Source organism: Streptomyces sp. NPDC001678, assembly GCF_042892945.1.
Classification (GTDB): Bacteria; Actinomycetota; Actinomycetes; order Streptomycetales; family Streptomycetaceae; genus Streptomyces.
Map to the genome: position 1 here is coordinate 157,349 of NZ_JBIAUP010000002.1, position 23,218 is coordinate 180,566.

Sequence of the window (23,218 nt, forward strand, 5' to 3'; positions counted from 1 at the left end):
GATGCGTGGACGCGTACAGCAGGTCGAACGCCGCCCCCGTGCATAGCAGGCCCCCGTGACCTGGGGGAAGAGCGATACGGCGATACCGAAGCGAAACCCCGGAGCCGTAGACCGTATGGTTGCGCGCGGGAGAAACTCACGGTCTCCACGGGACTCGCGAATCCCAGGGGGGAGATTCCACGGTCTCCACACGGCGAACACGAACCACAAGGTGGGTAGCAGTAGTGCAGCGGCGGCGGTTCTTGGGCATGACGGCGGCGGGTGCCGCTACGGCGGCGTTGGCGCCGACGCTGACGGCGTGCGGGAGCTCCGGCCCCGGCGGCGACAAGAAGCTGAAGCTCGTCGCGGCGGACTACGGCGACAAGCCGGCCAACAGCTCCAAGAAGTACTGGGAGCAGTTCGCCAAGGACTTCGAGTCCAAGAACAAGGGCATCAAGCTCGACGTCGAGGTCTACAGCTGGACCGAGGTCGACAAGAAGGTCGCCGAGATGGTCGCGGCCGGCAAGGCCCCCGACATCGCGCAGATCGGCGCGTACGCCGACTTCGCCGCGGCCGGGAAGCTCTACAGCGCCGACCAGATGATCTCCGTGCCCACCCAGGCGGACTTCATCGCCTCGCTCGCCAAGGCGGGCGAGGTCCACCGGGTGCAGTACGGCCTGCCGTTCGTCTCCAGCACCCGCATGCTCTTCTACAACAGGACCCTGTTCCTCAAGGCGGGCGTCACGAAGGCGCCCGAGAGCTGGGACGAGGTCCAGGCCGCGGCGGTCAAGCTCAAGGCCGCGGGCGTGAAGATACCTTTCGGCGTGCCGCTGGGCCCCGAGGAGGCGCCCGCCGAGACCATGCTGTGGATGCTGGGCGGCGGCGGTGGCTACACCGACAACACCGGTGCCTACACGATCAGCTCCGAGGCCAACGTGAAGGCCTTCGCCTGGCTGCGCGACGAGCTCGTCGGCAAGGGCCTCACCGGCCCGACCGACCCGGCCCGCACCAACCGCCAGGACGTCTTCGACGCGTTCTGCAAGGGCGACGTCGGCATGCTCCACGGCCACCCGACCCTGATGCAGCAGGCCAAGGCCGGGAAGATCGACTTCCAGACCGCCCCGCTGCCCGGTATCAAGGGCAAGGCGAGCTCCACCATGGGCGTCGCCGACTGGATGATGGCCTTCAAGCAGGGCGGCCACCGCGACCAGCTGGGCACCCTGCTCGACTTCGTCTTCAGCAAGGACAACGTGCTGAGCTTCGTCGGCCAGTACGAGCTGCTGCCCGTGACGGAGTCCGCCTCCGCGGCGATGCAGAGCGACCGCCGCTACGAGACCCTCTGGCCGTTCCTCTCCCAGCTCCAGAACGCCGACTTCTACCCCGCCGACAAGACCTCCTGGGCCAAGGTCAGCGCCACGATCAAGGAGAAGATCGGCTCGGTCGTGCAGAAGGGCGGCGACCCGGCCGCCGTGCTCGGCGAGATCCAGCGCGAGGCGGAGGCCGCGGAGCTCGCGGGCCGTTAGATTGCACGGCATGAGTGACGACCGGGACGACCAGGGCGGGCTGTCCGAGCGCGATCTCGCCGTGCTCGCCCTGGAACGGATGTCCTGGCCCGGGCCGGGCGCCAAGGAGCGGGCCGTGCGCGAGCGCCTCGGCATCACGCCCACCCGCTACTACCAGCTGCTGGGCGTCCTCATCGACGACCCGCGCGCCCTCGCCCACGACCCCGTCACGGTCAACCGGCTGCGGCGGCTGCGGGACGAGCGGCGCGGGCGCCGCTGAGCGGACGGGTATACGGGGCCGGTATACGTCCGTACAACCGCCCACCCCGTCGCGGGCGCCCCGGTAGGGTCGCCCGTATGGGCAGCCACCCCCTCCCGGAACCCGTGACCGAGGCCGGCCGTGACGGCCTGGCCGCACTGCTCGCGCGGCCCGAACGCGCGGTCGTCGCCCTCGACTTCGACGGCACGCTCGCGCCGATCGTGCCCGACCCCGAACGGTCCCGCGCCCACCCCGGCGCCGTGCCCGCCCTCGCCCGGCTCGCCCCCCACCTGGGGTCGGTGGCCGTGGTGACCGGCCGCGCGGCCGGGGTCGCCGTGCGCTACGGCGGCTTCGCCGGCGTCCCCGGGCTGGAGCACCTGGTGGTGCTCGGCCACTACGGCGCCGAGCGCTGGGACGCCGTCACCGGCACCGTCCACGCCCCCGCCCCGCACCCCGGTGTCGCCGCCGTGCAGGCGGAACTCCCCGGCGTACTGGACGAATCGGGCGCCTGGCGGGGCACCTGGGTCGAGGACAAGGGACGTGCCATCGCCGTCCACACCCGCCGCGCCGACGACCCCCAGGCCGCCTACGACGCCCTGCGCGCCCCGCTCGCCGCCCTCGCCGAGCGCCACGGCCTGATCGTCGAACCCGGCCGGCTGGTGCTGGAGCTGCGGCCGCCGGGCATGGACAAGGGCGTGGCCCTCGCCGAGTACGTCCGCGAGACCGGCGCCTCCGCCGTCCTCTACGCCGGTGACGACCTCGGCGATCTCGCCGCCTTCGCGGCGGTCGAGAAGCTGCGCACCGAGGGGGTGCCGGGCACCCTGGTGTGCAGCGGCAGCGCCGAGGTCACCGTGCTCGCCGAGCGGGCGGACCTCGTGGTGGACGGGCCGGCGGGGGTGGTGGAGCTGCTGGCCGGGCTGGCCGAGCGGCTCGGGTGAGCCCCCGCCGCGCGTCTACTCGCCGTCCTCCGCCTTGGGGTCCTTCGCCGCCGGCTTCTCGTTCGTGAGCCCCAGGGTGGACAGCGCGGTCGTCCAGTCCTTGGCGATCGCCCGCTGGGCCTTCACCAGCTCGGTCTTCCCCGAGCAGATCGCCGCCTTGAGCTTGCTCTCGACCACGTCCTTCGGGTTGTTCGGCCCGGCTCCCGCCTTGTGGCCGGGGGAGGGCGGCTGGACCCACAGATTGCGCGGGTCGTTGGGGTCGCCGCCGAGCTGGAGGCTGATGAGGTGGTCGTACTCGGCGTCCTTCAGCGGCCCCTTGTAGCCGTACGAGGCCGCGTTCGCGGTCTTCTCCCGGCCGGTGATGTTCGTGCCGGGACGGATGTCGGCCGTGTAGCCACTGCGGCAGATGGTGGTCTTGAGGGTCGCCTGGGTGACCTTGGGATTGGTGGCGCCCGGGGTGCACTTGGGGTCGGGCAGCGGCTCCTTGGCGGCGGTGTAGCGGTAGGAGCACGTACCGGGCGGGGGCTGGTTCTGGACGGTGTACGAGCCCTGGGGGCCCTGGCCGGCCGGGATCGCGGCGGCGTCACCCCCGGACGAGGGCGAGGAGGAAGACGAGGACGAGGACGGGGACGGGGTGCCCGACGGGCCGGCCTTCGCCGCCTTGGATCCGGCGTCCTTGCCGCTGTCGGAGTCCGAGGAACAGCCGGTGGCGGTAACGGCTATGAGCGTGGTGGCGGCCGCCGCGAGGGCGGCCCAGCGCTGAGCGTTCGGCATGGAGCCATGGCTACCCGCCCACCGGGGGATGGGTACCGGGTGGCGGAAGCGTCGGCCCGCACGGGCGGGTCCGGCGAACGCGCCGTGCACTCCGGCGCCCCGTAGGGGCGCGGGGCAGTGTCGATATGCGGCTACCGCCGCGTGGGCGCGACCAGCCCCCACCGGCCCGCGGCGATCGAACCGGCCCTCAACGGAGCGCCAGCAACTGCTCCGTGAACCACCGCGCCGGCGGCAACCGCGTCGCCGCCGCGGCCAGCCGCTTCGCCCGCTCCGCGCGCTCGCCCGGGTCCATCAGCAGGGCCAGGTGGAGGGCGCGCGCCGTCGCCTCGACGTCGTACGGATTGACGACGATCGCCTCCTCGGCCAGCTCCGCCGCCGCCCCCGCCTCGCGGGACAGCACAAGGACGCAGCCGTGGTCGGAGACCGCCGGGACCTCCTTGGCCACCAGGTTCATCCCGTCGCGGATCGGGTTGACCAGCGCCACGTCCGCCATCCGGTAGGCGGCCAGGGAACGGGCGAAGTCGTCCTTCACATGGAGGATCACCGGCTGCCAGTCCGCCGTGCCGAAGGCGGCGTTGATCGACTCCGCGACGCGCTCCACCTCGGCGGTGTAGTCGCGGTAGACCTTCAGGTCCTGCCGGGAGGGGTAGGCGAAGGCGATGTGCACCACCTTGCCCCGCCAGTGCGGCCGCTCCTCCAGCAGCCGGCGGTAGGCGAGGAGGCCGCGCACGATGTTCTTGGACAGCTCCGTGCGGTCGACCCGCAGGATCGTCCGGCGCCCCGGGCCGACCTGCTCCCGCAGGGCCGCCAGCCGCTCCTCCACGTCCGGCCGGTGCGCGCGCTCGCGCAGGAAGTCCGCGTCCGCGCCGAGCGCGTGCACGCCCAGCCGCGTCGTACGGCCCGCGAAGCGGACCGCCGCCGCCGTCCCGTCCTCCTCCCGGATCACCTCGGCCCCCAGGACGTCAGCGCAGCACGCGGCGAACGCCTCCGCCCAGCGCCGGGTCAGGAACGCCGCCCGGTCCCCGCCGAGGACGCCGCGCAGCACCTGCTCGGCGATGTCGTCCGGCAGCAGCCGGTAGTAGTCCGGCGGGGCCCACGGGGTGTGGGAGAAGTGGCCGATGCGCAGATCGGGGCGGCGGGTCCGGAGCAGCCCGGGGACGAGGGTGAGGTGGTAGTCCTGGACGAGCACGACGGCGCCCTCCGCCGCCTCCTCGGCGATCGCGTCCGCGAAGGCGGTGTTGTAGGCCTCGTAGGCCGCCCACCGCTCCCGGAACTCCTTGTCGAACACCGGCTCCAGCGGGGTCTGCCAGAGCATGTGATGGGCGAACCACAGCACGGAGTTGGCCACGCCGTTGTACGCGGCGGAGAACGTCCCGGCCGGGATGTCCAGCATCCGCACCCGCAGCCCGCCCGTGTCGGCCGGGTCGAGTCTTCGGCCCGCGCGCCCCGCCGCCAGCCGGTCGCCCTCGCCCAGCGCCGCACATACCCACACCGCCGCCGCGCCCTGGGGATCCCGCCCGATCTCGCTCAGCCCGGACACCAGCCCGCCGCCGCCCCGGCCCGCCGCCAGCGAGCCGTCCTCGCGCAGCGCGTACGAGACGGGCCCCCGGTTGGACGCCACGACGATGGGTGCGGCGGCCACCGGGGAGGCTTCCGGGGCGGACGGGGGATGCTCAGCGACCATGTCGCCAGCCTTGCCGCCCGGCGAACCGCTCAAACGTACGCACGGCCCGTCGGGTGGCACACGGGAACGTCCCGTTCCTTTCGCTGCGCGTCTCCCGGCGGCTATGCCGCGCGCCGCTGCGCGTACTCCGGTATCTCCGCCATCGGTGGCCGCTCCTCCGTGTCCACCGCGTACGTCCGCGGCACGAACCCCTCCGCCGTGCGCTCGAACTGGGTGAGCTCCGGGCGCACCAGATGGCCCCGGGCCAGCCGCAGCTGCGCCGTGCGGTAGATCGTCGCGGCCATCCGGCCCAGCGCCCGGCCGTCCTGGTGGCGGTGCTTGCGCACGCCCACGTCGACCTGCGCCAGCGCGTCCAGGCCCACCGTGTGCAGCGCGTCCACGAGCAGGCCCAGCTCCACGCCGTAGCCCACGGGGAACGGCAGCCGCTCCAGCAGCGAGCGGCGGGCCGCGTACTCGCCGCCCAGCGGCTGGACGAAGCCCGCGAGCTGCGGCCAGTGGAGGTTCAGCAGCGGGCGCGCCACCAGCTCGGTGACCCGGCCGCCCTGCCCCGCGACCTCGCCCAGTGGGCGGTCGTACATCGCCTTGACGAACCCCACCTCGGGATCGGTCAGCAGCGGGCCGACGATCCCCGAGACGAAGGTGCCGGAGAAGTCCTTCAGGTCGGCGTCGACGAAGCAGACGACGTCGCCCGTCGTCACCAGCAGGGACCGCCACAGCACCTCGCCCTTGCCGGGCAGCGCGGGCAGTCGCGGCAGGATCTCGTCCCGGTGCACGACGCGCGCGCCGGCCGCCGCGGCGACCTCGGCGGTGCGGTCCGTGGAACCGGAGTCCAGCACCACCAGCTCGTCCACCAGGGGAACGGATTCGCTCATGAGCTCCCGGCGGATCGTCGCCACGATCTCCCCGACCGTCGCCTCCTCGTTCAGCGCCGGCAGCACCACGCTGACCGTGGTGCCCGTGTCCCCCTTCGCGGCCAGCAGCTGGTCGAGCGGACGGTCTGCGGCGGACCAGGACCGCCGGGCGAGCCAGCGTTCCACCTCTTCCAGCACGTGCGTGACTCCTCGGTGTTGATCGTTGTCGCTGATCTTCGTTGTGACGCATCTCGCGGTGCGGACGGCCCTCTCAAGCGGCCATCCCTTCCGTTACAGTCTTGAACAACGCGGACGGCCGTCCTATGTCGGGGGTCGTCACGCGCACAAACGCCCGGGTCCGCCCGGGCCATACCGCTCATCCAGAGGGGCAGAGGGACACGGCCCGTTGAAGCCCCGGCAACCCTCCAGCCGGTCTCGGTCATCAGACGCGAGGCTCCCGGCGGGGAAGGTGCCAATTCCGTCTCGTGGCGACGTTCGCCGCGAGGAAGATGAGGAGAAAGGGCCTCGCCTCCATGGCTGTCCAAGCCGTTGAAAGTCGTACCTCCGTACCCTCGGCCGCTTCCGCCGCATCCTCTTTCGGCCCCGCCGTCGCGCTCTCCTGCCGCGAGTGCGGCGAGCGCTTCCCGCTCGGTCCCTCCTTCGCCTGCGTGGGCTGCTTCGGCCCCCTTGAAGTGGCCTATGAGCTCCCGGCCGGCGACCCCGAGGCGCTGCGCCGCCGTATCGAGGCCGGACCCGCGAACATCTGGCGCTACGCCCCGTTGCTGCCCGTACCCGCCGACGTCGCGGACCGGCCGAACCTCAACCCCGGCTTCACCAAGCTCGTCAAGGCCGACAATCTCGCCCGCGAGCTGGGCGTCACCGGTGGGCTGTACGTCAAGGACGACTCCGGCAACCCCACGCACTCCTTCAAGGACCGCGTCGTCGCCATCGCCGTCGAGGCGGCGCGCGCCTTCGGCTTCACCACCCTCTCGTGCTCCTCGACGGGGAACCTGGCGGGAGCGGTGGGCGCCGCGGCGGCGCGCGCGGGCCTGCGGTCGTGTGTCTTCATCCCGCACGACCTGGAGACCGGCAAGGTCGTGATGGCCGCTGTCTACGGTGGCGAGCTGGTGGGCATCGAGGGCACGTACGACGACGTCAACCGCTTCTGCAGCGAGCTCATCGGCGACCCGCGCGGCGAGGGCTGGGGTTTCGTCAACGTCAATCTGCGGCCCTACTACGGGGAGGGCTCCAAGACCCTCGCGTACGAGATCTGCGAGCAGCTGGGCTGGCGGCTGCCGGACCAGATCGTGGTGCCGGTCGCCTCGGGGTCGCAGCTGACGAAGATCGACAAGGGGCTGAAGGAGCTCATCGCGCTGGGGCTGGTCGAGGACCGCCCGTACCGGATCTTCGGCGCCCAGGCCGAGGGGTGCGCGCCGGTCTCGCGCGCCTTCAAGGACGGGCACGAGGTGGTGCGGCCGGTGAAGCCGGACACCATCGCGAAGTCCCTGGCCATCGGCAACCCCGCCGACGGGCCGTACGTCCTCGACATCGCCCGGCGCACGGGCGGGGCCGTGGAGGACGTGGACGACGAGCGGATCGTCGAGGCGATCCGGCTGCTGGCCCGTACGGAGGGGATCTTCGCGGAGACGGCGGGCGGGGTGACGGTCGGGGTGACCCGGAAGCTGCTGGAGGACGGGCGGCTGGATCCGTCGCTGACCACCGTCGTGCTCAATACGGGCGACGGCCTCAAGACGCTGGACGCGGTGGCGGCGGGGCCGACGGCGACGATTCCGCCTTCGCTCGACGCGTTCCGGGCGGCGGGGCTGTAGCGGGTCCGTAAACGCGCTGCGACCGTTTCCCTTTCACCGGCCTCTTAAACCAAAAGGTGACCCCATGAGCGTCAACGTCCGAATCCCCACCATCCTTCGCACCTACACCGCCGGTAAGGCGGAAGTCCCCGCCGAGGGGGCCACTCTCGCCGAAGTGATCGCCTCCCTGGAGAAGAACCACCCCGGAATCGCCGCGCGCGTTCTCGACGAGGACGGAAAGCTGCGCCGTTTCGTCAATGTGTACGTCAATGACGACGACGTACGGTTCGAGGGCGGCCTGGCGGCGGCCACGCCGGACGGCGCGGGAGTATCGATCATTCCGGCGGTCGCCGGCGGCTGACCGAGGGCGCCCGGGCCCGGGCGCCCTGGGCCGGGGCCGTGTCGGCTCCCGGCTGCCGGACCCTTGGCCCGACCCTTTCAAAGCGTTCCTGCGGAATTCACCGGAATCACCCCGCCCGTAAAACGGACGGGGTGATTCCGTCTGTTGAAGCGCGATACAGTTGGGGCGTTCCCCCTCCGGTGTCACTGCCGAACGCATATGAGAACCCGTCAAGTTGTGCCCACAACATGTGCACGAATTGCCGGGTTGGTTGCGTTATGCCCGGCCCGGCTTGCCCGAGAAGCTGGCGAAATCGGCAGTAATGACCGATCGGCCACGCCCGGAATTCTCGTCCGACTGACCTGTTGCAGACGGCATCCGTGCAGATACATTCAGCGGCGGTCGACGCGTTCCGGCGCACACCCCCATCCTGTCTGGGGGTGAGGTCTGACCCGGGTCCGCGAGGTGCGGTCCTGCGCAAGGGCCAGTAATAGGGGAGTTAGGCATGGCTCAGGGCACCGTCAAGTGGTTCAACGCGGAGAAGGGGTACGGCTTCATCGCGGTCGACGGTGGTGCGGATGTTTTCGTCCACTACAGCGCGATCCAGATGGACGGCTACCGCACCCTCGAGGAGGGGCAGCGGGTCGAGTTCGAGATCTCGCAGGGCCAGAAGGGGCCGCAGGCGGACATGGTCAAGGTGACCGCCTGACCGGCGCGCATCGACCACCGGCTCACTCAGCTCGCCGAGGGGCCCGCGTCTCCATGACGCGGGCCCCTCGTGTGTTCTCGTGCGTTCCCGTGTGTTCTCGCGCGTCCGTGCCACGCCCATGTGTGGGTTCCCCCGGCGCGGGGCAGGTTGGTGTGAGGCGCTTGCGCCCCCTGTTGTCTCCGAGGGGGCGCCCTTTGCCGCCTGGGGTGGGATACACCGTGGACCGCTTGCACTCGGGTGGGTCGAGTGCTAATCATTGGGCTTAGCACTCTCCGAGTGAGAGTGACAGATTTGGACCGTCGGTGAGGTCGGCGAGCCAAGCGGGGCAAGGAACCGCAGGGCACGCAGGCCGTCCGTCGCGGGCGCCAGCGCGGTCCGGAGCAGTCTCTCCACCCCGTCCTGGGAGGACCACTTCACATGGCCAAGATCATCGCGTTCGACGAGGAGGCACGGCGCGGTCTCGAGCGCGGGATGAACCAGCTCGCCGACGCCGTCAAGGTCACCCTCGGCCCCAAGGGCCGGAACGTCGTCCTCGAGAAGAAGTGGGGCGCCCCCACGATCACCAACGATGGTGTGTCCATCGCCAAGGAGATCGAGCTCGAGGACCCGTACGAGAAGATCGGCGCCGAGCTGGTCAAGGAGGTCGCGAAGAAGACGGACGACGTCGCCGGTGACGGCACGACGACCGCGACCGTCCTCGCCCAGGCGCTGGTCCGCGAGGGTCTGCGCAACGTGGCCGCCGGTGCCAACCCGATGGCCCTGAAGCGCGGTATCGAGAAGGCCGTCGAGGCCGTCTCCGCCGCCCTGCTCGAGCAGGCCAAGGACGTGGAGACCAAGGAGCAGATCGCCTCCACCGCCTCCATCTCCGCCGCCGACACCCAGATCGGCGAGCTCATCGCCGAGGCCATGGACAAGGTCGGCAAGGAAGGCGTCATCACCGTCGAGGAGTCCCAGACCTTCGGTCTGGAGCTGGAGCTCACCGAGGGTATGCGCTTCGACAAGGGCTACATCTCGGCGTACTTCGCCACCGACATGGAGCGTATGGAGGCCTCGCTGGAGGACCCGTACATCCTGATCGTCAACTCGAAGGTCAGCTCGGTCAAGGACCTGCTGCCGCTCCTCGAGAAGGTCATGCAGTCCGGCAAGCCGCTGCTGATCATCGCCGAGGACGTCGAGGGCGAGGCCCTGTCGACCCTGGTCGTCAACAAGATCCGCGGCACCTTCAAGTCCGTCGCCGTCAAGGCCCCGGGCTTCGGCGACCGCCGCAAGGCCATGCTGGGCGACATCGCCATCCTCACCGGTGGCACGGTCATCTCCGAGGAGGTCGGCCTCAAGCTGGAGAACGCCGGTCTCGACCTGCTCGGCCGCGCCCGCAAGGTCGTCATCACCAAGGACGAGACGACCATCGTCGACGGTGCCGGTGACAGCGACCAGGTCCAGGGCCGCGTCAACCAGATCCGCGCCGAGATCGAGAACAGCGACTCGGACTACGACCGCGAGAAGCTCCAGGAGCGCCTGGCGAAGCTGGCCGGCGGCGTGGCCGTCATCAAGGCCGGCGCCGCCACCGAGGTGGAGCTCAAGGAGCGCAAGCACCGCATCGAGGACGCCGTCCGCAACGCCAAGGCCGCCGTCGAGGAGGGCATCGTCGCCGGTGGTGGCGTGGCCCTGCTCCAGGCTTCCTCGGTCTTCGAGAAGCTCGAGCTCGAGGGCGACGAGGCCACCGGTGCCGCCGCTGTGAAGCTGGCCCTGGAGGCCCCGCTGAAGCAGATCTCCGTGAACGCCGGCCTCGAGGGTGGCGTCATCGTGGAGAAGGTGCGCAACCTGACCCCGGGCCACGGCCTCAACGCCGCCACGGGCGAGTACGTCGACATGATCGCCGAGGGCATCATCGACCCGGCGAAGGTCACCCGCTCCGCCCTCCAGAACGCCGCGTCCATCGCCGCGCTGTTCCTGACCACCGAGGCCGTCATCGCCGACAAGCCGGAGAAGGCCGCCGCGGCCGCTCCGGGCGGCATGCCGGGCGGTGACATGGACTTCTGATCGACCTGACAGGTTGATCGACCGTCCTGCGGTTCACCGGGGCGGCACCCTCCTCACGGGGGGTGCCGCCCCGGTGGCGTTCTACGGGGCGGCACCCCGGACGCCCCCGCCCAGGGCGCCGTCAGCGGCTCTGGCGCACCAGGGCCCCCGGGTCGAGCTTGACCGGGAACGGCTTCTCGACCAGCGTCGTACGCCCGGCCTGGGCCACGGTCCGCTCCACATAGCGGCCGTTCTCCAGTTCCGAGACGATCAGCGCCGGCACGGGCTCCAGCTCCAGCCGCCACAGGTGCTCGATACCGGCCTCCGCGTAGTACGGCGGCTTGAGCAGGCGGTCGGTGCGGCGGCCCGACGACGACGGCGAGACGATCTCCACCACGAGCAGCACGGTCTCGGCGTCGTAGGTCACGGGGTCCTCGGCGGCAGCGGCGGCATCGACCACCGCGATGTCCGGGATGAAGAGCCCGTCGGGCAGCACCACATTGACCGCCTCCAGCACCTCGACCGGGGCCTCCGCCGCCTCGGCGGCGGCTTCCAGCAGGTGCCACAGGCGGGAAGAAGCCCGCTGGTGCTTGGTTCCCGGAGCCGGTGACATCAAGAGTGCTTCCCCCATCAATTCGCGACGCTCACCACGGTCCTCCCCCAGAGCCAGGACCTCCTCTATCGTCCAGGGCCCGTAGTGGGGATCGTGTGCAACGCTCATCACGCCACCTCCTTATCGGAAAGCCGTCGCCCTCAGTGTGGCATCCGCCACTGACACCGGCCCGGTCCTCGCGGTCCCACCCGACCGCCGGAGTGCGCGACACTGGAAGCTTGACCCCGTGCGCGAAATGGAAGGCCGAGGCGTGAGCGGACCCCTGATCGTCCAGAGCGACAAGACCCTGCTGCTGGAGGTGGACCACGAGCGTGCCGACGAGTGCCGGCGTGCCATCGCCGCCTTCGCGGAGCTGGAGCGGGCGCCCGAGCACATCCACACCTACCGGGTGACCCCGCTGGGGCTGTGGAACGCGCGGGCCGCCGGGCACGACGCCGAGCAGGTCGTCGACGCGCTCGTCACGTACTCCCGCTACCCCGTGCCGCACGCCCTGCTCGTCGACATCGCCGAGACCATGGCCCGCTACGGGCGGCTGAAGCTGCTCAAGCACCCCACGCACGGCCTGGTGCTGGAGAGCACCGACCGGCCCGTGCTGGAGGAGATCCTCCGCTCGAAGAAGATCAAGCCGCTGGTGGGGGCCCGGATCGATCCGGACACCGTCGCCGTGCACCCCTCCGAGCGCGGTCAGATCAAGCAGACGCTGCTCAAGCTGGGCTGGCCCGCCGAGGACCTCGCCGGGTACGTGGACGGCGAGGCGCACCCCATCGAGCTCGCCGAGGACGGCTGGGCGCTGCGCCCGTACCAGCGGCAGGCCGTGGAGGGGTTCTGGCACGGCGGCTCGGGTGTGGTCGTGCTGCCCTGTGGCGCCGGCAAGACGCTCGTGGGCGCGGGCGCGATGGCCATGGCGAAGGCGACGACGCTGATCCTGGTCACCAACACCGTCTCCGCCCGCCAGTGGAAGCACGAGCTGGTCAAGCGGACCTCGCTGACCGAGGACGAGATCGGCGAGTACAGCGGTACGAGGAAGGAGATCCGCCCGGTCACCATCGCCACCTACCAGGTGCTGACGACCAGGCGGAAGGGTGTCTATCCGCATCTGGAGCTCTTCGACTCCCGCGACTGGGGCCTGGTCGTCTACGACGAGGTGCATCTGCTGCCGGCGCCCGTCTTCAAGTTCACCGCCGACCTCCAGGCCCGGCGCCGGCTCGGGCTGACCGCGACGCTGGTGCGCGAGGACGGGCGCGAGTCGGACGTCTTCTCCCTCATCGGGCCGAAGCGCTTCGACGCGCCCTGGAAGGAGATCGAGGCGCAGGGCTACATCGCTCCCGCCGACTGTGTCGAGGTGCGCGTCAACCTCACCGACTCCGAGCGGCTGGCGTACGCGACGGCCGAGGTGGAGGAGAAGTACCGGTACTGCGCGACGACCGCCACCAAGCGGAAGGTCACGGAGGCCCTGGTGCGCAAGCACAAGGGGGAGCAGACGCTCGTCATCGGCCAGTACATCGACCAGCTGGACGAGCTGGGCGAGCACCTGGACGCGCCCGTGATCAAGGGTGAGACGTCCAACGCCCAGCGCGAGAAGCTCTTCGACGCCTTCCGGGCGGGCGAGCTCTCGGTGCTGGTCGTCTCCAAGGTCGCCAACTTCTCGATCGACCTGCCGGAGGCGACGGTCGCCATCCAGGTGTCGGGCACCTTCGGCTCCCGGCAGGAGGAGGCCCAGCGGCTGGGCCGGGTGCTGCGCCCCAAGGCCGACGGGCACGAGGCGCGCTTCTACTCGGTGGTCGCCCGTGACACGGTCGACCAGGACTTCGCGGCGCACCGCCAGCGGTTCCTGGCGGAGCAGGGGTACGCGTACCGGATCGTGGACGCGGACTCGCTGCTGGCGGGGGAGGACGCCTGATCCGCTCCCCGCGAGGGAGCCCACTCGGTACGCTGGCGAGGGAATCGCGCCATGGCAAGGAGAGAGCGACATGTCTCACCAGGACATCTACGAGGTGCTGTACACAGAGCCTGCGGCGCGTGACCGCGATCGGCTGGACCCTGTGCGCAGGGCTTCGTTCGAGAAGGCGATCGAGATCCTGGCGCGCGACCCCTATACCGAGCTGTCGCGGCCCATCGGGGCCGGTGAACAGGACAGGGAAATCCGGCTCACGTCGCAGATCGTCGCCGAATACATGGTGTCGCGCGGGCGTCTGCTGCTCGTGGTGCTGCGGATCTTCGATGACGCGGACATCCTCTTGACCGAGGACTGAACCCGCGCGGGCGGGGTGCTCGCGGCGTGCGGAAAACCATTCGCACGCCCCTTCGCCACTGGCTAAACTCCCCCTTCCCTGCCGCCTCCCGCTCGTTTACGGGAGCGCCGCCGTCCGGTCGGTAACCGGGCGGCTCATCGCTCACATCGCCGTATGCCTGGAGGCTCCACCGTGCCCGCGCCGCAAGCGACCTCGATCGCGAACGATCCCCTGGAGCGCGAGCGTGCCCATCTCGCCTCGTCCCGCACCGCATTGCGGGCGATGCGGGCCGATGCGGAGGCGCTCGACATCAAGGACGTCACCGCCAACTGGGTCAACGCCGCCGTCCTCCAACGGCAGATCGAGGACCGCATCGCCGCCCTCGCCGATCTCGCGCACACCCCGCTCTTCTTCGGCCGGCTGGACTATCTCCACGCGCCGGGGGCGGAGATGTCCGAAGGCGCGGAGGGCGAGCGGTTCTACATCGGGCGGCGGCACGTCCACGACGCCGACGGCGACCCGATGGTGATCGACTGGCGTGCGCCGGTCTCCCAGCCGTTCTACCGGGCCTCGAAGAAGGACCCGATGGACGTCGGGACGCGCCGCCGGTTCGGTTACACGGGCGGTGAGTTGACCGCCTACGAGGACGAGGACCTCACGGACGCGGCGGGCGGCGAGCAGGCGAGCCGGCTGCTCCAGACCGAGATCGAACGCCCGCGCGTCGGCCCCATGCGGGACATCGTCGCGACCATCCAGCCCGAGCAGGACGAGATCGTCCGTGCCGGCATCGGCGGCACGGTGTGCGTCCAGGGGGCGCCGGGCACGGGGAAGACGGCCGTCGGGCTGCACCGTGTCGCCTATCTGCTCTACGCCCACCGCGAGCGCCTCGCCCGCACCGGCACGCTCGTCATCGGGCCTAACCGGTCCTTCCTCCGCTACATCGAGCAAGTGCTGCCCGCCCTGGGCGAGTTGAACGTCGCTCAGGCGACCGTCGACGACCTCGTCGGGCATGTGGAGGTGCGGGGCACGGACACGGCGGACGCCGCCCGTATCAAGGGCGACGCGCGCATGGCGGAGGTGCTGCGGAGGGCGGTCCGGGCCGGGGTGACGATGCCGGTCGAGCCGGTGGTCGTGGTGCGCGGCTCGCGGCGCTGGCGGGTCCCGGCGTACGAGATCGAGGAGATGGTGCGGGAGCTGCTCGACCGCGACATCCGCTACGGCGCCGCGCGCGAGGCGCTGCCGCAGCGCATCGCGCACGCCGTGCTCGTACGGATGGAGGAGGCCGGCGAGGCCCCCGACGACCGGGTGCAGGACGCGGTCGCGCGCAACGCGGCCGTGAAGGCGGCGGTCAAGGCCGTGTGGCCGGCCGTCGACCCGGCGAAGCTGGTCCTGCGGCTGCTGTCCGACGCGGAGTTCCTGGCGGAACACTCGGCCGGGCTGCTGACGGAGGACGAACGGCGGGAGATCCTCTGGACGAGGCCAGCCCGGTCGGTACGGTCGGCGAAGTGGTCGGCGGCGGACGCGGTGCTGGTCGACGAGGCGATGGACCTCGTCTCGCGCACCGCGTCGCTGGGCCATGTGGTCCTGGACGAGGCGCAGGACCTCTCGCCCATGCAGTACCGCGCGGTCGGCCGCCGCTGTACGACCGGTTCGGCGACGATCCTCGGCGACCTCGCGCAGGGCACGACGCCGTGGGCGACGTCGAGCTGGGCGGAGGCGCTGACCCACCTGGGCAAGCCGGAGGCGGCGGTGGAGGAGCTGACACAGGGCTTCCGCGTGCCGCGCGAGGTCATCGCGTACGCGTCGCGGCTGCTGCCCGCGATCGCGCCGGGGCTGGCGGCGGCGACGTCCATGCGGGAGTCGCCGGGCGACTTCTCGGTACGGGGTGTGGGCGCCGCCGACGTGCTGGACGAGGCGGTGGTCGCCGCGTGCCGCGAGGCGCTGGAGCGGGAGGGGTCCGTCGGCCTGATCGCGGCGGACGCGCGGGTGGAGGTGCTGGGGGAGGCGCTGGCCGGTGCGGGGCTGCCGTATCTCGCCCCGGGCGAGGAGACGACGGAGACGGCACGGCTGACGCTCGTCCCGGCGTCCCTGGCGAAGGGCCTGGAGTACGACTACGTGGTGCTCGACGAGCCGGCGGCGGTGGTGGCGGGCGAGCCCGACGAGCGGACGGGGCTGCGGCGGCTGTACGTGGCGCTGACGCGGGCGGTGTCGGGGCTGACGGTGGTGCACGCGGAGCCCTTGCCGGGGGCGCTGCGCTGAGCTTGCCGGGTGTGCCGGGTGCGGTTGTTCGGCACCGCCGGGTGCCCCGGTGGGGGCTGGGCGCCGTCGCGGCGGGGGCCCGGTCCCACCGGCGCGCGGTGTCCTCAAACGCCGGACGGGCTGAAATCAGCCCGTCCGGCGTTTGAGGACCGGGGTCCGGGGCGGAGCCCCGGAAACGGTGCTAACCGTCCAGCGCCGTCCGCCACGCGGCGACCGCGTCCGCCGAGACCGGCGATTCCCAGCCGGAAGGGCGCGCCGCACCGCCGATGTGGAAGGCGGTGATGCCCGCCGACCGCAGCACCGGCACGTGCTTGAGCTTCAGCCCCCCGCCGACCATGATCTGCGGCTCGTAGCCGGGCTCGTCGGAGCGCGTCGCCTCCGTGAGGAGCGTGGCGAGGCCGTCGTCGACGCCGGAGGCGGAGCCGGCGGTGAGGTAGGTGTCGAGACCGGGCTGGTCGGCGAGCTGCTTGCGCAGCGCGTCGCGGTCCGCCGCGCGGTCGATCGCGCGGTGGAAGGTCCAGCGGGCCCGGGGCCCGAGCGCGTCGGCGAGGGCCGCCACCGCCGGGAGGTCGGCCCGGCCGTCGTCGGTCAGGAAGCCGAGGACGAACTCCTCCGCCCCCTCCGCCCGCAGCGCCCGCGCCGTGCCGCACAGGGCGTCCAGCGCCGCCGCGCCGCCCGCCGCGAAGCCGTCCGCGGCGCGCAGCATCACCCGTACGGGAATGTCGACGGCGGCCCGTACGGCGGCGAAGGTCTCCCGGGCGGGGGTGAGGCCGTCGGCGGCCATGTCGCTGACCAGTTCGAGCCGGTCCGCACCTCCGGCCTGTGCGGCCGTCGCGTCCCCGGCGCCGAGCGCGATCACCTCAAGAATTGGTCTAGACATGTAGCCAAGCGTGCCACACGCGCGGCCCGCGTATGTAGCCGTCCCCGTTTTCGCCCCTCTTACGGGGCACATAATCGACTCATGGCAGCCACGAACCCCCACGAGGCCCTGCGCGCCCGCTGGCGGGAGACCGTCGAGCGGGTGCGCGCCACCGCCGACCCGGACCCCGGCCCGTACGCCGACGACCTCCTGGCGCGCTGGGAGGAGCCGCAGCGCCGCTACCACACGGTCGGCCACCTCGACGCGGTCCTCGGCCACCTCGACGCGCTCGCCCCCCACGCCGACGACATCGACACCGTCCGGCTCGCCGCCTGGTTCCACGACGCCGTCTACCGCCCCGACCGCTCCGAGAACGAGGAGCGCTCCGCCCACCTCGCCGAGCGCGCCCTGCCCGAGCTGGGCGTGGACGTCGCCCGCACCGCCGAGGTCGCCCGCCTCGTACGGCTCACCGTCAGCCACGACCCCGCCCCCGGCGACCGCGACGGCGAGACGCTCTGCGACGCCGACCTCGCCGTCCTCGGCGGCACCCCCCGGGAGTACGCGCGCTACGCGGCGGCCGTCCGCGAGGAGTACGGCTTCGTGCCCGACGACCTCTTCCGCGAGGGCCGCGCCGCCGTGCTGCGCCAGCTGCTGGGGCTGCCCCGGCTGTTCCGCACCCCGCTGGGCCACGACCGCTGGGAGCTGCTGGCGCGCCGCAACCTCACCGCCGAGCTGGAACTGCTCACCGGTTGAGACGTAAGGGGGAGGTGTAAGGGGTGAGCTGTAAGGGGCTGGTGTGACTGGAGGGAATACCTCCGGTGGCGATCATGCTGGCCATGGGTATGCCCCCGAACTCCGCTCCCCAGCGTCCCCGTACGTCCATGCCCGCCGCCGTGTACGTCCTCGGCCTGTCCGTATTCGCCCTAGGAACATCCGAGTTCATGCTCTCCGGGCTGCTCCAGCCCATTGCCCGTGACATGGACGTCTCCATCCCGCGCGCCGGGCTGCTGGTGTCCGCGTTCGCCATCGGCATGGTCGTCGGCGCACCCGTGCTCGCGGCGGCCACGCTGCGGCTGCCCCGCCGCACGACGCTGGTGGCGCTGCTCGCCGTCTTCGGCCTCGGCCAGGTGGCGGGGGCGCTCTCGCCCTCGTACGGGGTGCTGTTCGTGTCCCGGGTGGTGAGCGCGCTGGCCTGCGCCGGGTTCTGGGCGGTCGGCGCGGCGGTGGCCGTGTCGCTGGTCCCGGCGGACGCCCGGGCCCGGGCCATGGCGGTCATGGTGGGCGGCCTGTCCATCGCCAACATCGTCGGCGTCCCCGCGGGCGCGCTGCTGGGGCAGCACGCGGGCTGGCGCGCCGCGTTCTGGGCGGTGGCCGGGATGTCGGTCCTCGGCCTCGCGGGGGTCCTGGCGCTCGTGCCGGCGACCGCGCGGGCGGGCGGGTCGGGTGGTGCGGGTGGTACGGAGGCGCCGCGGCTGCGGCATGAGCTGGCCATCTACCGTGACCGGCAGGTCTGGCTCGCGCTGGCCGCCACCGCGCTCAACGCCGCCGCCGTCTTCTCCCTCTTCTCCTACCTCGCCCCGCTGCTCACGGAGACCGCCGGGCTGAAGGAGTCCTGGGTGCCGACCGTGCTCGCGCTCTTCGGCGTCGGGGCGCTCATCGGCACGGCCGTCGGCGGGCGGATCGCCGACGCGCACCTGTTCGGCACGATGTACGGCGGGATCGCGGCGTCCGCCGCCGTGATGGCGCTGCTGGCGCTGACCGCCCACGTGGCGGTCGCGGCCGTGGTGCTGGCGCTGCTGCTCGGCGTCGCGGCGTTCGTCACGGCGCCGGCGCTCAACGCGCGGATGTTCAACGTCGCGAACGCGGCGCCGACGCTCGCGGGGGCGACGACGACGTCCGCGTTCAACATCGGCAACACGGTCGGGCCTTGGCTGGGCGGGCTCGTCATCTCCGCGGGATGGGGCTATCCGGCGGTGGCGGGGCTGGGGGCGCTGCTCGCGGTGCTGGCGCTGGGGACGACGGCCGTTGCGTCGCGGCTGCACCACGGGGCTTCGCGGGTCGTGGCCGGCGGGTCGGGTGCCGCCGCCGAGTCCGGCACCGCCGGGCTCGTACGTCGTGGCTGATCGCCGCCGCGGCGGGGAGAGTGGCCCCTGACCCTCCCCTTCCCGTTTCCTGGGGGCAAGCCCCCAGACCCCCTTGTCCTCAAACGCCGGACGGGCTGATTTTCAGCCCGTCCGGCGTTTGAGGACCGGGGTCCGGGGCGGAGCCCCGGAACGGTTACCGCTTGGGCCGGCGCAGACCGGATCGCTTCAGCAACCGCACCACCTCGCGGCTGCTCACCTCCACCGCGCCCAGCCGCACGGCCTCCCCGTACGCCGTCGACAGCACGTCGTAGTGGTCCCCGTCGAACGCCTGGCCGGGCAGGCCCAGGCGGGCGGCGAAGGTGTGGAGTTCGTCGAAGGAGACGTCGCTGACCAGGTGGGACCACATACGGCCGTGGCCCGGCCAGCTCGGCGGGTCGATGTAGAGCGTCACCGGAAGGCCACCGGTCAGCGTCCGCGTCCGAGGGCCGTCGCCAGGGAGCCCACGGGCGCGATCAGCACGGCCTGCTTGGCGCAGGCCCAGTGCGGGTCGGGGCCGAGCTCGGGCTCCACCTCCAGGGCGTGGGGGTCGCCCGTGTCCGTGCAGACCGGGCACAGGGGCCAGCGGCCGTGCCGCTCCAGCAGGGCGTCCTGGACGTCCTGGGCCACCAGACCGGGCAGGAACGCCATGCCCTCGGGCCACTGCTCGACCCACCACCGCCGGTGCGCGACCGCGTCCTCGACCAGCGAGACGACGTCGGCGTCGGCCGCGTCCCCCGCCACCAGATCGGCGAGGACGAGCGCGCGCGCCGTGTGCAGTGCCTGTTCGAGCTCCATGCGATCCATTGTCGGGGGCCCGGAGGGTTGACGGCACACCGGGCCGAAAATACCTTTCACGATGTGAGCATCAAGGTGAAGGAAACTTCCACCACTTCCCGTCCGGCGCTCCCCACCCCGCCCGCCGCCCTGGCCGCCAAGGTGCGCACCCTCGCGCCCTCCATGACCCGCTCCATGCAGCGCGTCGCCGAGACCGTGGCGGGCGACCCGGCCGGCTCCGCCGCCCTCACCGTCACCGGGCTCGCGGAACTCACGGGCACCAGCGAGGCCACCGTCGTCCGCACCGCCCGCGTCCTCGGCTACCCCGGCTACCGCGATCTGCGGCTCGCGCTCGCCGCGCTCGCCGCCGAGCAGGCGGCGGGCCGGGCGCCCGCCGTCACCGCCGACATCGCCGTCGACGACCCACTGGCCCGCGTCGTCGCCAAGCTCGCCCAGGAGGAGGCGCAGTGCCTGGCGGACACCGCCGCCGGGCTCGACACCGCCGCGCTGGAGGCCGCCGTCGGCGCCATCGCCGCCGCCCGGCGCGTCGACGTCTACGGGATCGGCGCCTCCAACCTCGTCGGCCAGGACCTCGTCCAGAAGCTGCTGCGCATCGGCCTGATCGCCCACGCGCCCGCCGACCCCCACCTGGCCGTCACCAACGCCGTCCAGCTGCGCTCCGGGGACGTGGCGATCGCCATCACCCACTCCGGGCGCACCACCGACGTCATCGAGCCGCTGCGCGTCGCCTTCGAGCGCGGGGCGGCCACCGTCGCGATCACCGGGCGGCCCGACGGGGAGATCGCCCAGTACGCCGATCACATCCTCACCACGTCCTCCGCCCGGGAGAGCGAGCTGCGCCCGGCGGCCATGTCGAGCCGCACGAGCCAGCTGCTCGTGGTGGACTGCCTGTTCATCGGGGTCGCGCAGCGTACGTACGAACGCGCGGCGCCCGCCCTGTCCGCGTCGTACGAGGCGCTGGCCCACCGGCACGCCCCGCGCGACCGGCGCTGATCCCGCCGATGCCAAGGAACCGCCCATGGACTCCTCCGCCGCGCTCCGGGCGCAGCTGGCCGCCCTCACCACGGAGGCGTTCCGGCCCGACCTCGCCGACATCGACCGGCTGCCCACCCGGGACATCGCCGAGATCATGAACGCGGAGGACGCCACGGTCGCCACCGCCGTCGCGGCGCGGCTCCCCGAGATCGCCGCGGCCATCGACGCGACCGCCGGACGGATGGCACGCGGCGGCCGGCTGATCTACGCAGGCGCGGGCACGGCCGGCCGGCTGGGGGTGCTGGACGCCAGCGAGTGCCCGCCGACGTTCAACACCGGCCCCGGGCAGGTCGTCGGCCTGATAGCGGGCGGCCCCGAGGCCCTGGTGTCGGCCGTCGAGGGGGCCGAGGACGACGCGGCGCGGGCCGCCGCCGACCTGGACGCGCTGAAGCTCGGGCCCGACGACACGGTCGTCGGCGTCTCCGCCTCGGGCCGCACCCCCTACGCCGTGGGGGCCGTCCGGCACGCCCGCGCGGCCGGGGCGCTCACGGTGGGGCTGGCCTGCAACGCCGGTTCGGCGCTGGGCGCAGCCGCCGAGCACGCGGTCGAGGTCGTCGTGGGGCCCGAACTCCTCACCGGCTCCACCCGGCTGAAGGCGGGCACGGCGCAGAAGCTCGTCCTCAACATGATCTCGACGATCACGATGATGCGGCTCGGCAAGACCTACGGAAACCTCATGGTCGACGTCCGCGCCTCCAACGAGAAGCTGCGCGCCCGGTCCCGGCGGATCGTCTCGCTGGCGACGGGCGCGGCGGACGACGAGGTCGAGGCGGCGCTGACCGGCGCCGGGGGAGAGGTGAAGAACGCCATCCTGATCCTCCTCGGCGAGGTCGACGGGCCCACGGCCGCCCGGCTGCTGGACCAGGCGCACGGCCATCTGCGCGCCGCCCTGCGCGCGGCGGGCGCGGCGCACGGCTGATCGGCCGTCGCGGGCCGTAGCGTCGTGCCCTGATGAACCCTCAGGACACCGCCGCCGCTCTCCTCCCCCTCCTCGGCGGCGCCGGCAACGTCCGTGCCGTCGGCCACTGCATGACCCGGCTGCGGGTGGAGGTCGCGGACCGCGAGCCGGTCCGGGGCGCGGAGCTGCGGGCGCTGCCCGGAGTGCTGGGCGTGGTGGAGGACGGGGAGTCGTTCCAGATCGTGCTGGGTCCGGGGACGGTCGCCCGGGTGGCCCCGGAGCTGGAGCGGCTGGTGGCGGCGGGGAGCGAGAAAAGGAGCGGGCCCGGGTCCGGAGTCGGCGAGGGTGACGGCGCCGTCGCCGCCGCCCTCGCCGCGCGCGGTGCCGCGCTGCGGGCCGAGCGGCGGGCCCGTAACGCCACGCCCGGCAAGATCTTCCTCCGCCGCCTCGCCCAGATCTTCGTACCGCTGATCCCCGCCCTCGTCGGCTGTGGCGTCATCGCCGGTCTCGGCGGGCTGCTCGCCGATCTCCACTGGCTGCCCGCGCTCGTCCCCGCGCTGTCCGCGATCGCCTCCGGCTTCATGTCGCTGATCGCGGTCTTCGTCGGCTACCAGACGGCGAAGGAGTTCGGCGGCACGCCCGTGCTGGGCGGTGCGGTCGCGGCCGTCATCGTCTACCCGGGTGTCGCGCACGTCGCCGTGTTCGGCCGGCAACTGGCGCCCGGGCAGGGCGGGGTGCTGGGGGCGCTGGGCGCGGCGCTGCTGGGGACGGTCGTGGAGAAGGCGTGCCGGCGGGTGGTGCCGGAGGCGCTGGACGTACTGGTGACGCCCTTTCTGACGGTGTTGCTGCCGGGGCTGGTGACGCTGTACGGGCTGATGTTCGTGGCCGGCGAGGTGTCGTCGGCGATCGGCCGGTGCGCGGAGTGGCTGCTGGCCAACGGGGGCGCGGTGGCGGGCTTCGCGCTGGGCGGGCTGTTCCTGCCGCTGGTGATGCTGGGCCTCCACCAGGCGCTGATCCCCATCCACACCACGCTGATCGCCGAGCGGGGCTCGACGGTCCTGCTGCCGATCCTGGCGATGGCGGGCGCGGGGCAGGTGGGGGCCGCGCTCGCGGTCCACGTCCGGTCGGCGGGCGACGCGTCGGTCCGGAAGGTCATTCGCTCGGCCCTTCCGGCAGGGCTTCTCGGCATCGGGGAGCCGCTGATCTACGGGGTTTCGCTGCCGCTGGGCAGGCCGTTCGCCACGGCGTGCGTGGGGGGCGCGTTCGGGGGCGCGTTCGTGGGGCTGTCCCACCAGTTGGGGGAGACGGTGGGGGCGACGGCCATCGGGCCGTCGGGGTGGGCGCTGTTCCCGCTGCTCGCGGGGAATCACGGGCCGGCGAGGGCGATCGCCGTCTATGGGGCGGGGCTGGCCGTGGGGTACGGGACGGGGTTCTTGGCGACGTATCTGTTCGGGGTGCGCGAGGGGGCGGTGGCGGAGACGGGGTGAGGAACCCCGGTATGCGGCCCGTCACTGTCGCCCGTGATCGACCATGGTAAAAAAG

Annotated in this window: 22 protein-coding genes and 1 riboswitch; of the genes, 15 read left to right on the top strand and 7 right to left on the bottom strand. The window is 72.4% G+C overall.

Going from position 1 to position 23,218, the window contains the following annotated elements; translation table 11 throughout:
* The first annotated feature begins 248 nt into the window (after positions 1-248).
* From ACFYZR_RS04235 to otsB, 3 genes are all read left to right on the top strand, one after another.
* Positions 249-1,502 carry an extracellular solute-binding protein gene (locus tag ACFYZR_RS04235; protein WP_391904754.1) on the top strand — a complete coding sequence of 418 codons (1,254 nt, stop codon included), beginning with the start codon at positions 249-251 and terminating at the stop codon, positions 1,500-1,502.
* A gap of 10 nt (positions 1,503-1,512) precedes the next feature.
* Positions 1,513-1,761 (top strand): DUF3263 domain-containing protein, encoded by a 249-nt coding sequence (locus ACFYZR_RS04240; protein WP_391904756.1) that lies wholly within the window; start codon positions 1,513-1,515, stop codon positions 1,759-1,761.
* A 77-nt stretch (positions 1,762-1,838) separates the two neighbouring features.
* Positions 1,839-2,678: a trehalose-phosphatase gene (otsB, locus tag ACFYZR_RS04245; RefSeq protein WP_391904759.1), complete on the top strand. Its 840-nt coding sequence runs from the start codon at positions 1,839-1,841 to the stop codon at positions 2,676-2,678.
* A gap of 15 nt (positions 2,679-2,693) precedes the next feature.
* Here otsB and ACFYZR_RS04250 read toward each other — a convergent pair whose 3' ends face one another.
* From ACFYZR_RS04250 to ACFYZR_RS04260, 3 genes are all read right to left on the bottom strand, one after another.
* The gene (locus ACFYZR_RS04250) at positions 2,694-3,452 is read right to left on the bottom strand and encodes a hypothetical protein (RefSeq protein ID WP_391904762.1); all 759 of its coding nucleotides are present in this window, start codon (positions 3,450-3,452) and stop codon (positions 2,694-2,696) included.
* Positions 3,453-3,639: 187 nt separating this feature from the next.
* The gene (locus ACFYZR_RS04255) at positions 3,640-5,136 is read right to left on the bottom strand and encodes a trehalose-6-phosphate synthase (protein ID WP_391904766.1); all 1,497 of its coding nucleotides are present in this window, start codon (positions 5,134-5,136) and stop codon (positions 3,640-3,642) included.
* 101 nt (positions 5,137-5,237) lie between these two features.
* Entirely contained in the window at positions 5,238-6,185 is a 948-nt protein-coding gene (locus ACFYZR_RS04260; protein WP_391904768.1) for a glucosyl-3-phosphoglycerate synthase, read from the bottom strand.
* A gap of 175 nt (positions 6,186-6,360) precedes the next feature.
* A riboswitch (SAM riboswitch) is annotated at positions 6,361-6,503 on the top strand.
* 17 nt (positions 6,504-6,520) lie between these two features.
* Between ACFYZR_RS04260 and thrC the strand changes: the two genes are divergently transcribed.
* From thrC to groL, 4 genes are all read left to right on the top strand, one after another.
* A complete protein-coding gene (gene thrC / locus ACFYZR_RS04265) occupies positions 6,521-7,816 on the top strand; it encodes a threonine synthase (RefSeq protein WP_391904771.1) in 1,296 nt (431 codons plus the stop codon).
* A gap of 64 nt (positions 7,817-7,880) precedes the next feature.
* Positions 7,881-8,156, top strand: coding sequence for a MoaD/ThiS family protein (locus ACFYZR_RS04270; RefSeq protein ID WP_391904774.1), 276 nt, complete (start codon positions 7,881-7,883; stop codon positions 8,154-8,156).
* Between the two features lie 484 nt (positions 8,157-8,640).
* Entirely contained in the window at positions 8,641-8,844 is a 204-nt protein-coding gene (locus tag ACFYZR_RS04275) for a cold-shock protein (RefSeq protein WP_004954158.1), read from the top strand.
* Positions 8,845-9,261: 417 nt separating this feature from the next.
* The gene (gene groL / locus ACFYZR_RS04280) at positions 9,262-10,884 is read left to right on the top strand and encodes a chaperonin GroEL (RefSeq protein WP_358633223.1); all 1,623 of its coding nucleotides are present in this window, start codon (positions 9,262-9,264) and stop codon (positions 10,882-10,884) included.
* 121 nt (positions 10,885-11,005) lie between these two features.
* On the opposite strand, the gene ACFYZR_RS04285 is transcribed toward groL, so the two are convergent.
* Complete coding sequence (locus tag ACFYZR_RS04285) at positions 11,006-11,584, bottom strand: Uma2 family endonuclease (RefSeq protein WP_391904778.1); 579 nt, start codon at positions 11,582-11,584, stop codon at positions 11,006-11,008.
* A gap of 142 nt (positions 11,585-11,726) precedes the next feature.
* Between ACFYZR_RS04285 and ACFYZR_RS04290 the strand changes: the two genes are divergently transcribed.
* The 3 genes from ACFYZR_RS04290 (at position 11,727) to ACFYZR_RS04300 (ending at position 15,966) form a co-directional block, all read left to right on the top strand.
* Positions 11,727-13,376, top strand: a complete 1,650-nt coding sequence (locus ACFYZR_RS04290) for a DNA repair helicase XPB (RefSeq protein WP_391904780.1) — start codon at positions 11,727-11,729, stop codon at positions 13,374-13,376.
* 70 nt (positions 13,377-13,446) lie between these two features.
* Positions 13,447-13,728, top strand: coding sequence for a type II toxin-antitoxin system RelE/ParE family toxin (locus ACFYZR_RS04295; protein ID WP_391904782.1), 282 nt, complete (start codon positions 13,447-13,449; stop codon positions 13,726-13,728).
* A 153-nt stretch (positions 13,729-13,881) separates the two neighbouring features.
* The gene (locus ACFYZR_RS04300; RefSeq protein ID WP_391904785.1) at positions 13,882-15,966 is read left to right on the top strand and encodes a HelD family protein; all 2,085 of its coding nucleotides are present in this window, start codon (positions 13,882-13,884) and stop codon (positions 15,964-15,966) included.
* A gap of 181 nt (positions 15,967-16,147) precedes the next feature.
* Here the strand turns inward: ACFYZR_RS04300 and ACFYZR_RS04305 are convergent, their stop codons facing one another.
* Complete coding sequence (locus ACFYZR_RS04305) at positions 16,148-16,846, bottom strand: copper homeostasis protein CutC (RefSeq protein ID WP_391904788.1); 699 nt, start codon at positions 16,844-16,846, stop codon at positions 16,148-16,150.
* Between the two features lie 81 nt (positions 16,847-16,927).
* On the opposite strand from ACFYZR_RS04305, the gene ACFYZR_RS04310 reads away from it, so the two are divergent.
* Entirely contained in the window at positions 16,928-17,578 is a 651-nt protein-coding gene (locus ACFYZR_RS04310) for a hypothetical protein (protein WP_391904791.1), read from the top strand.
* Between the two features lie 89 nt (positions 17,579-17,667).
* The gene (locus ACFYZR_RS04315; RefSeq protein ID WP_391905992.1) at positions 17,668-18,948 is read left to right on the top strand and encodes a Cmx/CmrA family chloramphenicol efflux MFS transporter; all 1,281 of its coding nucleotides are present in this window, start codon (positions 17,668-17,670) and stop codon (positions 18,946-18,948) included.
* 154 nt (positions 18,949-19,102) lie between these two features.
* Here the strand turns inward: ACFYZR_RS04315 and ACFYZR_RS04320 are convergent, their stop codons facing one another.
* Together ACFYZR_RS04320 and ACFYZR_RS04325 are read right to left on the bottom strand one after the other, a co-directional pair.
* Complete coding sequence (locus ACFYZR_RS04320; protein WP_391904794.1) at positions 19,103-19,360, bottom strand: DUF4031 domain-containing protein; 258 nt, start codon at positions 19,358-19,360, stop codon at positions 19,103-19,105.
* A 14-nt stretch (positions 19,361-19,374) separates the two neighbouring features.
* Positions 19,375-19,743, bottom strand: a complete 369-nt coding sequence (locus ACFYZR_RS04325; RefSeq protein WP_391904797.1) for a hypothetical protein — start codon at positions 19,741-19,743, stop codon at positions 19,375-19,377.
* Positions 19,744-19,806: 63 nt separating this feature from the next.
* Here ACFYZR_RS04325 and ACFYZR_RS04330 point away from each other — a divergent pair, with 63 nt between their 5' ends.
* The 3 genes from ACFYZR_RS04330 to ACFYZR_RS04340 are packed head-to-tail and all read left to right on the top strand — an operon-like array spanning position 19,807 to position 23,163.
* Complete coding sequence (locus ACFYZR_RS04330) at positions 19,807-20,736, top strand: MurR/RpiR family transcriptional regulator (RefSeq protein WP_391904799.1); 930 nt, start codon at positions 19,807-19,809, stop codon at positions 20,734-20,736.
* A gap of 25 nt (positions 20,737-20,761) precedes the next feature.
* Complete coding sequence (gene murQ, locus ACFYZR_RS04335) at positions 20,762-21,697, top strand: N-acetylmuramic acid 6-phosphate etherase (protein WP_391904802.1); 936 nt, start codon at positions 20,762-20,764, stop codon at positions 21,695-21,697.
* A 32-nt stretch (positions 21,698-21,729) separates the two neighbouring features.
* A complete protein-coding gene (locus ACFYZR_RS04340; RefSeq protein WP_391904804.1) occupies positions 21,730-23,163 on the top strand; it encodes a PTS transporter subunit EIIC in 1,434 nt (477 codons plus the stop codon).
* Positions 23,164-23,218 lie beyond the last annotated feature (55 nt).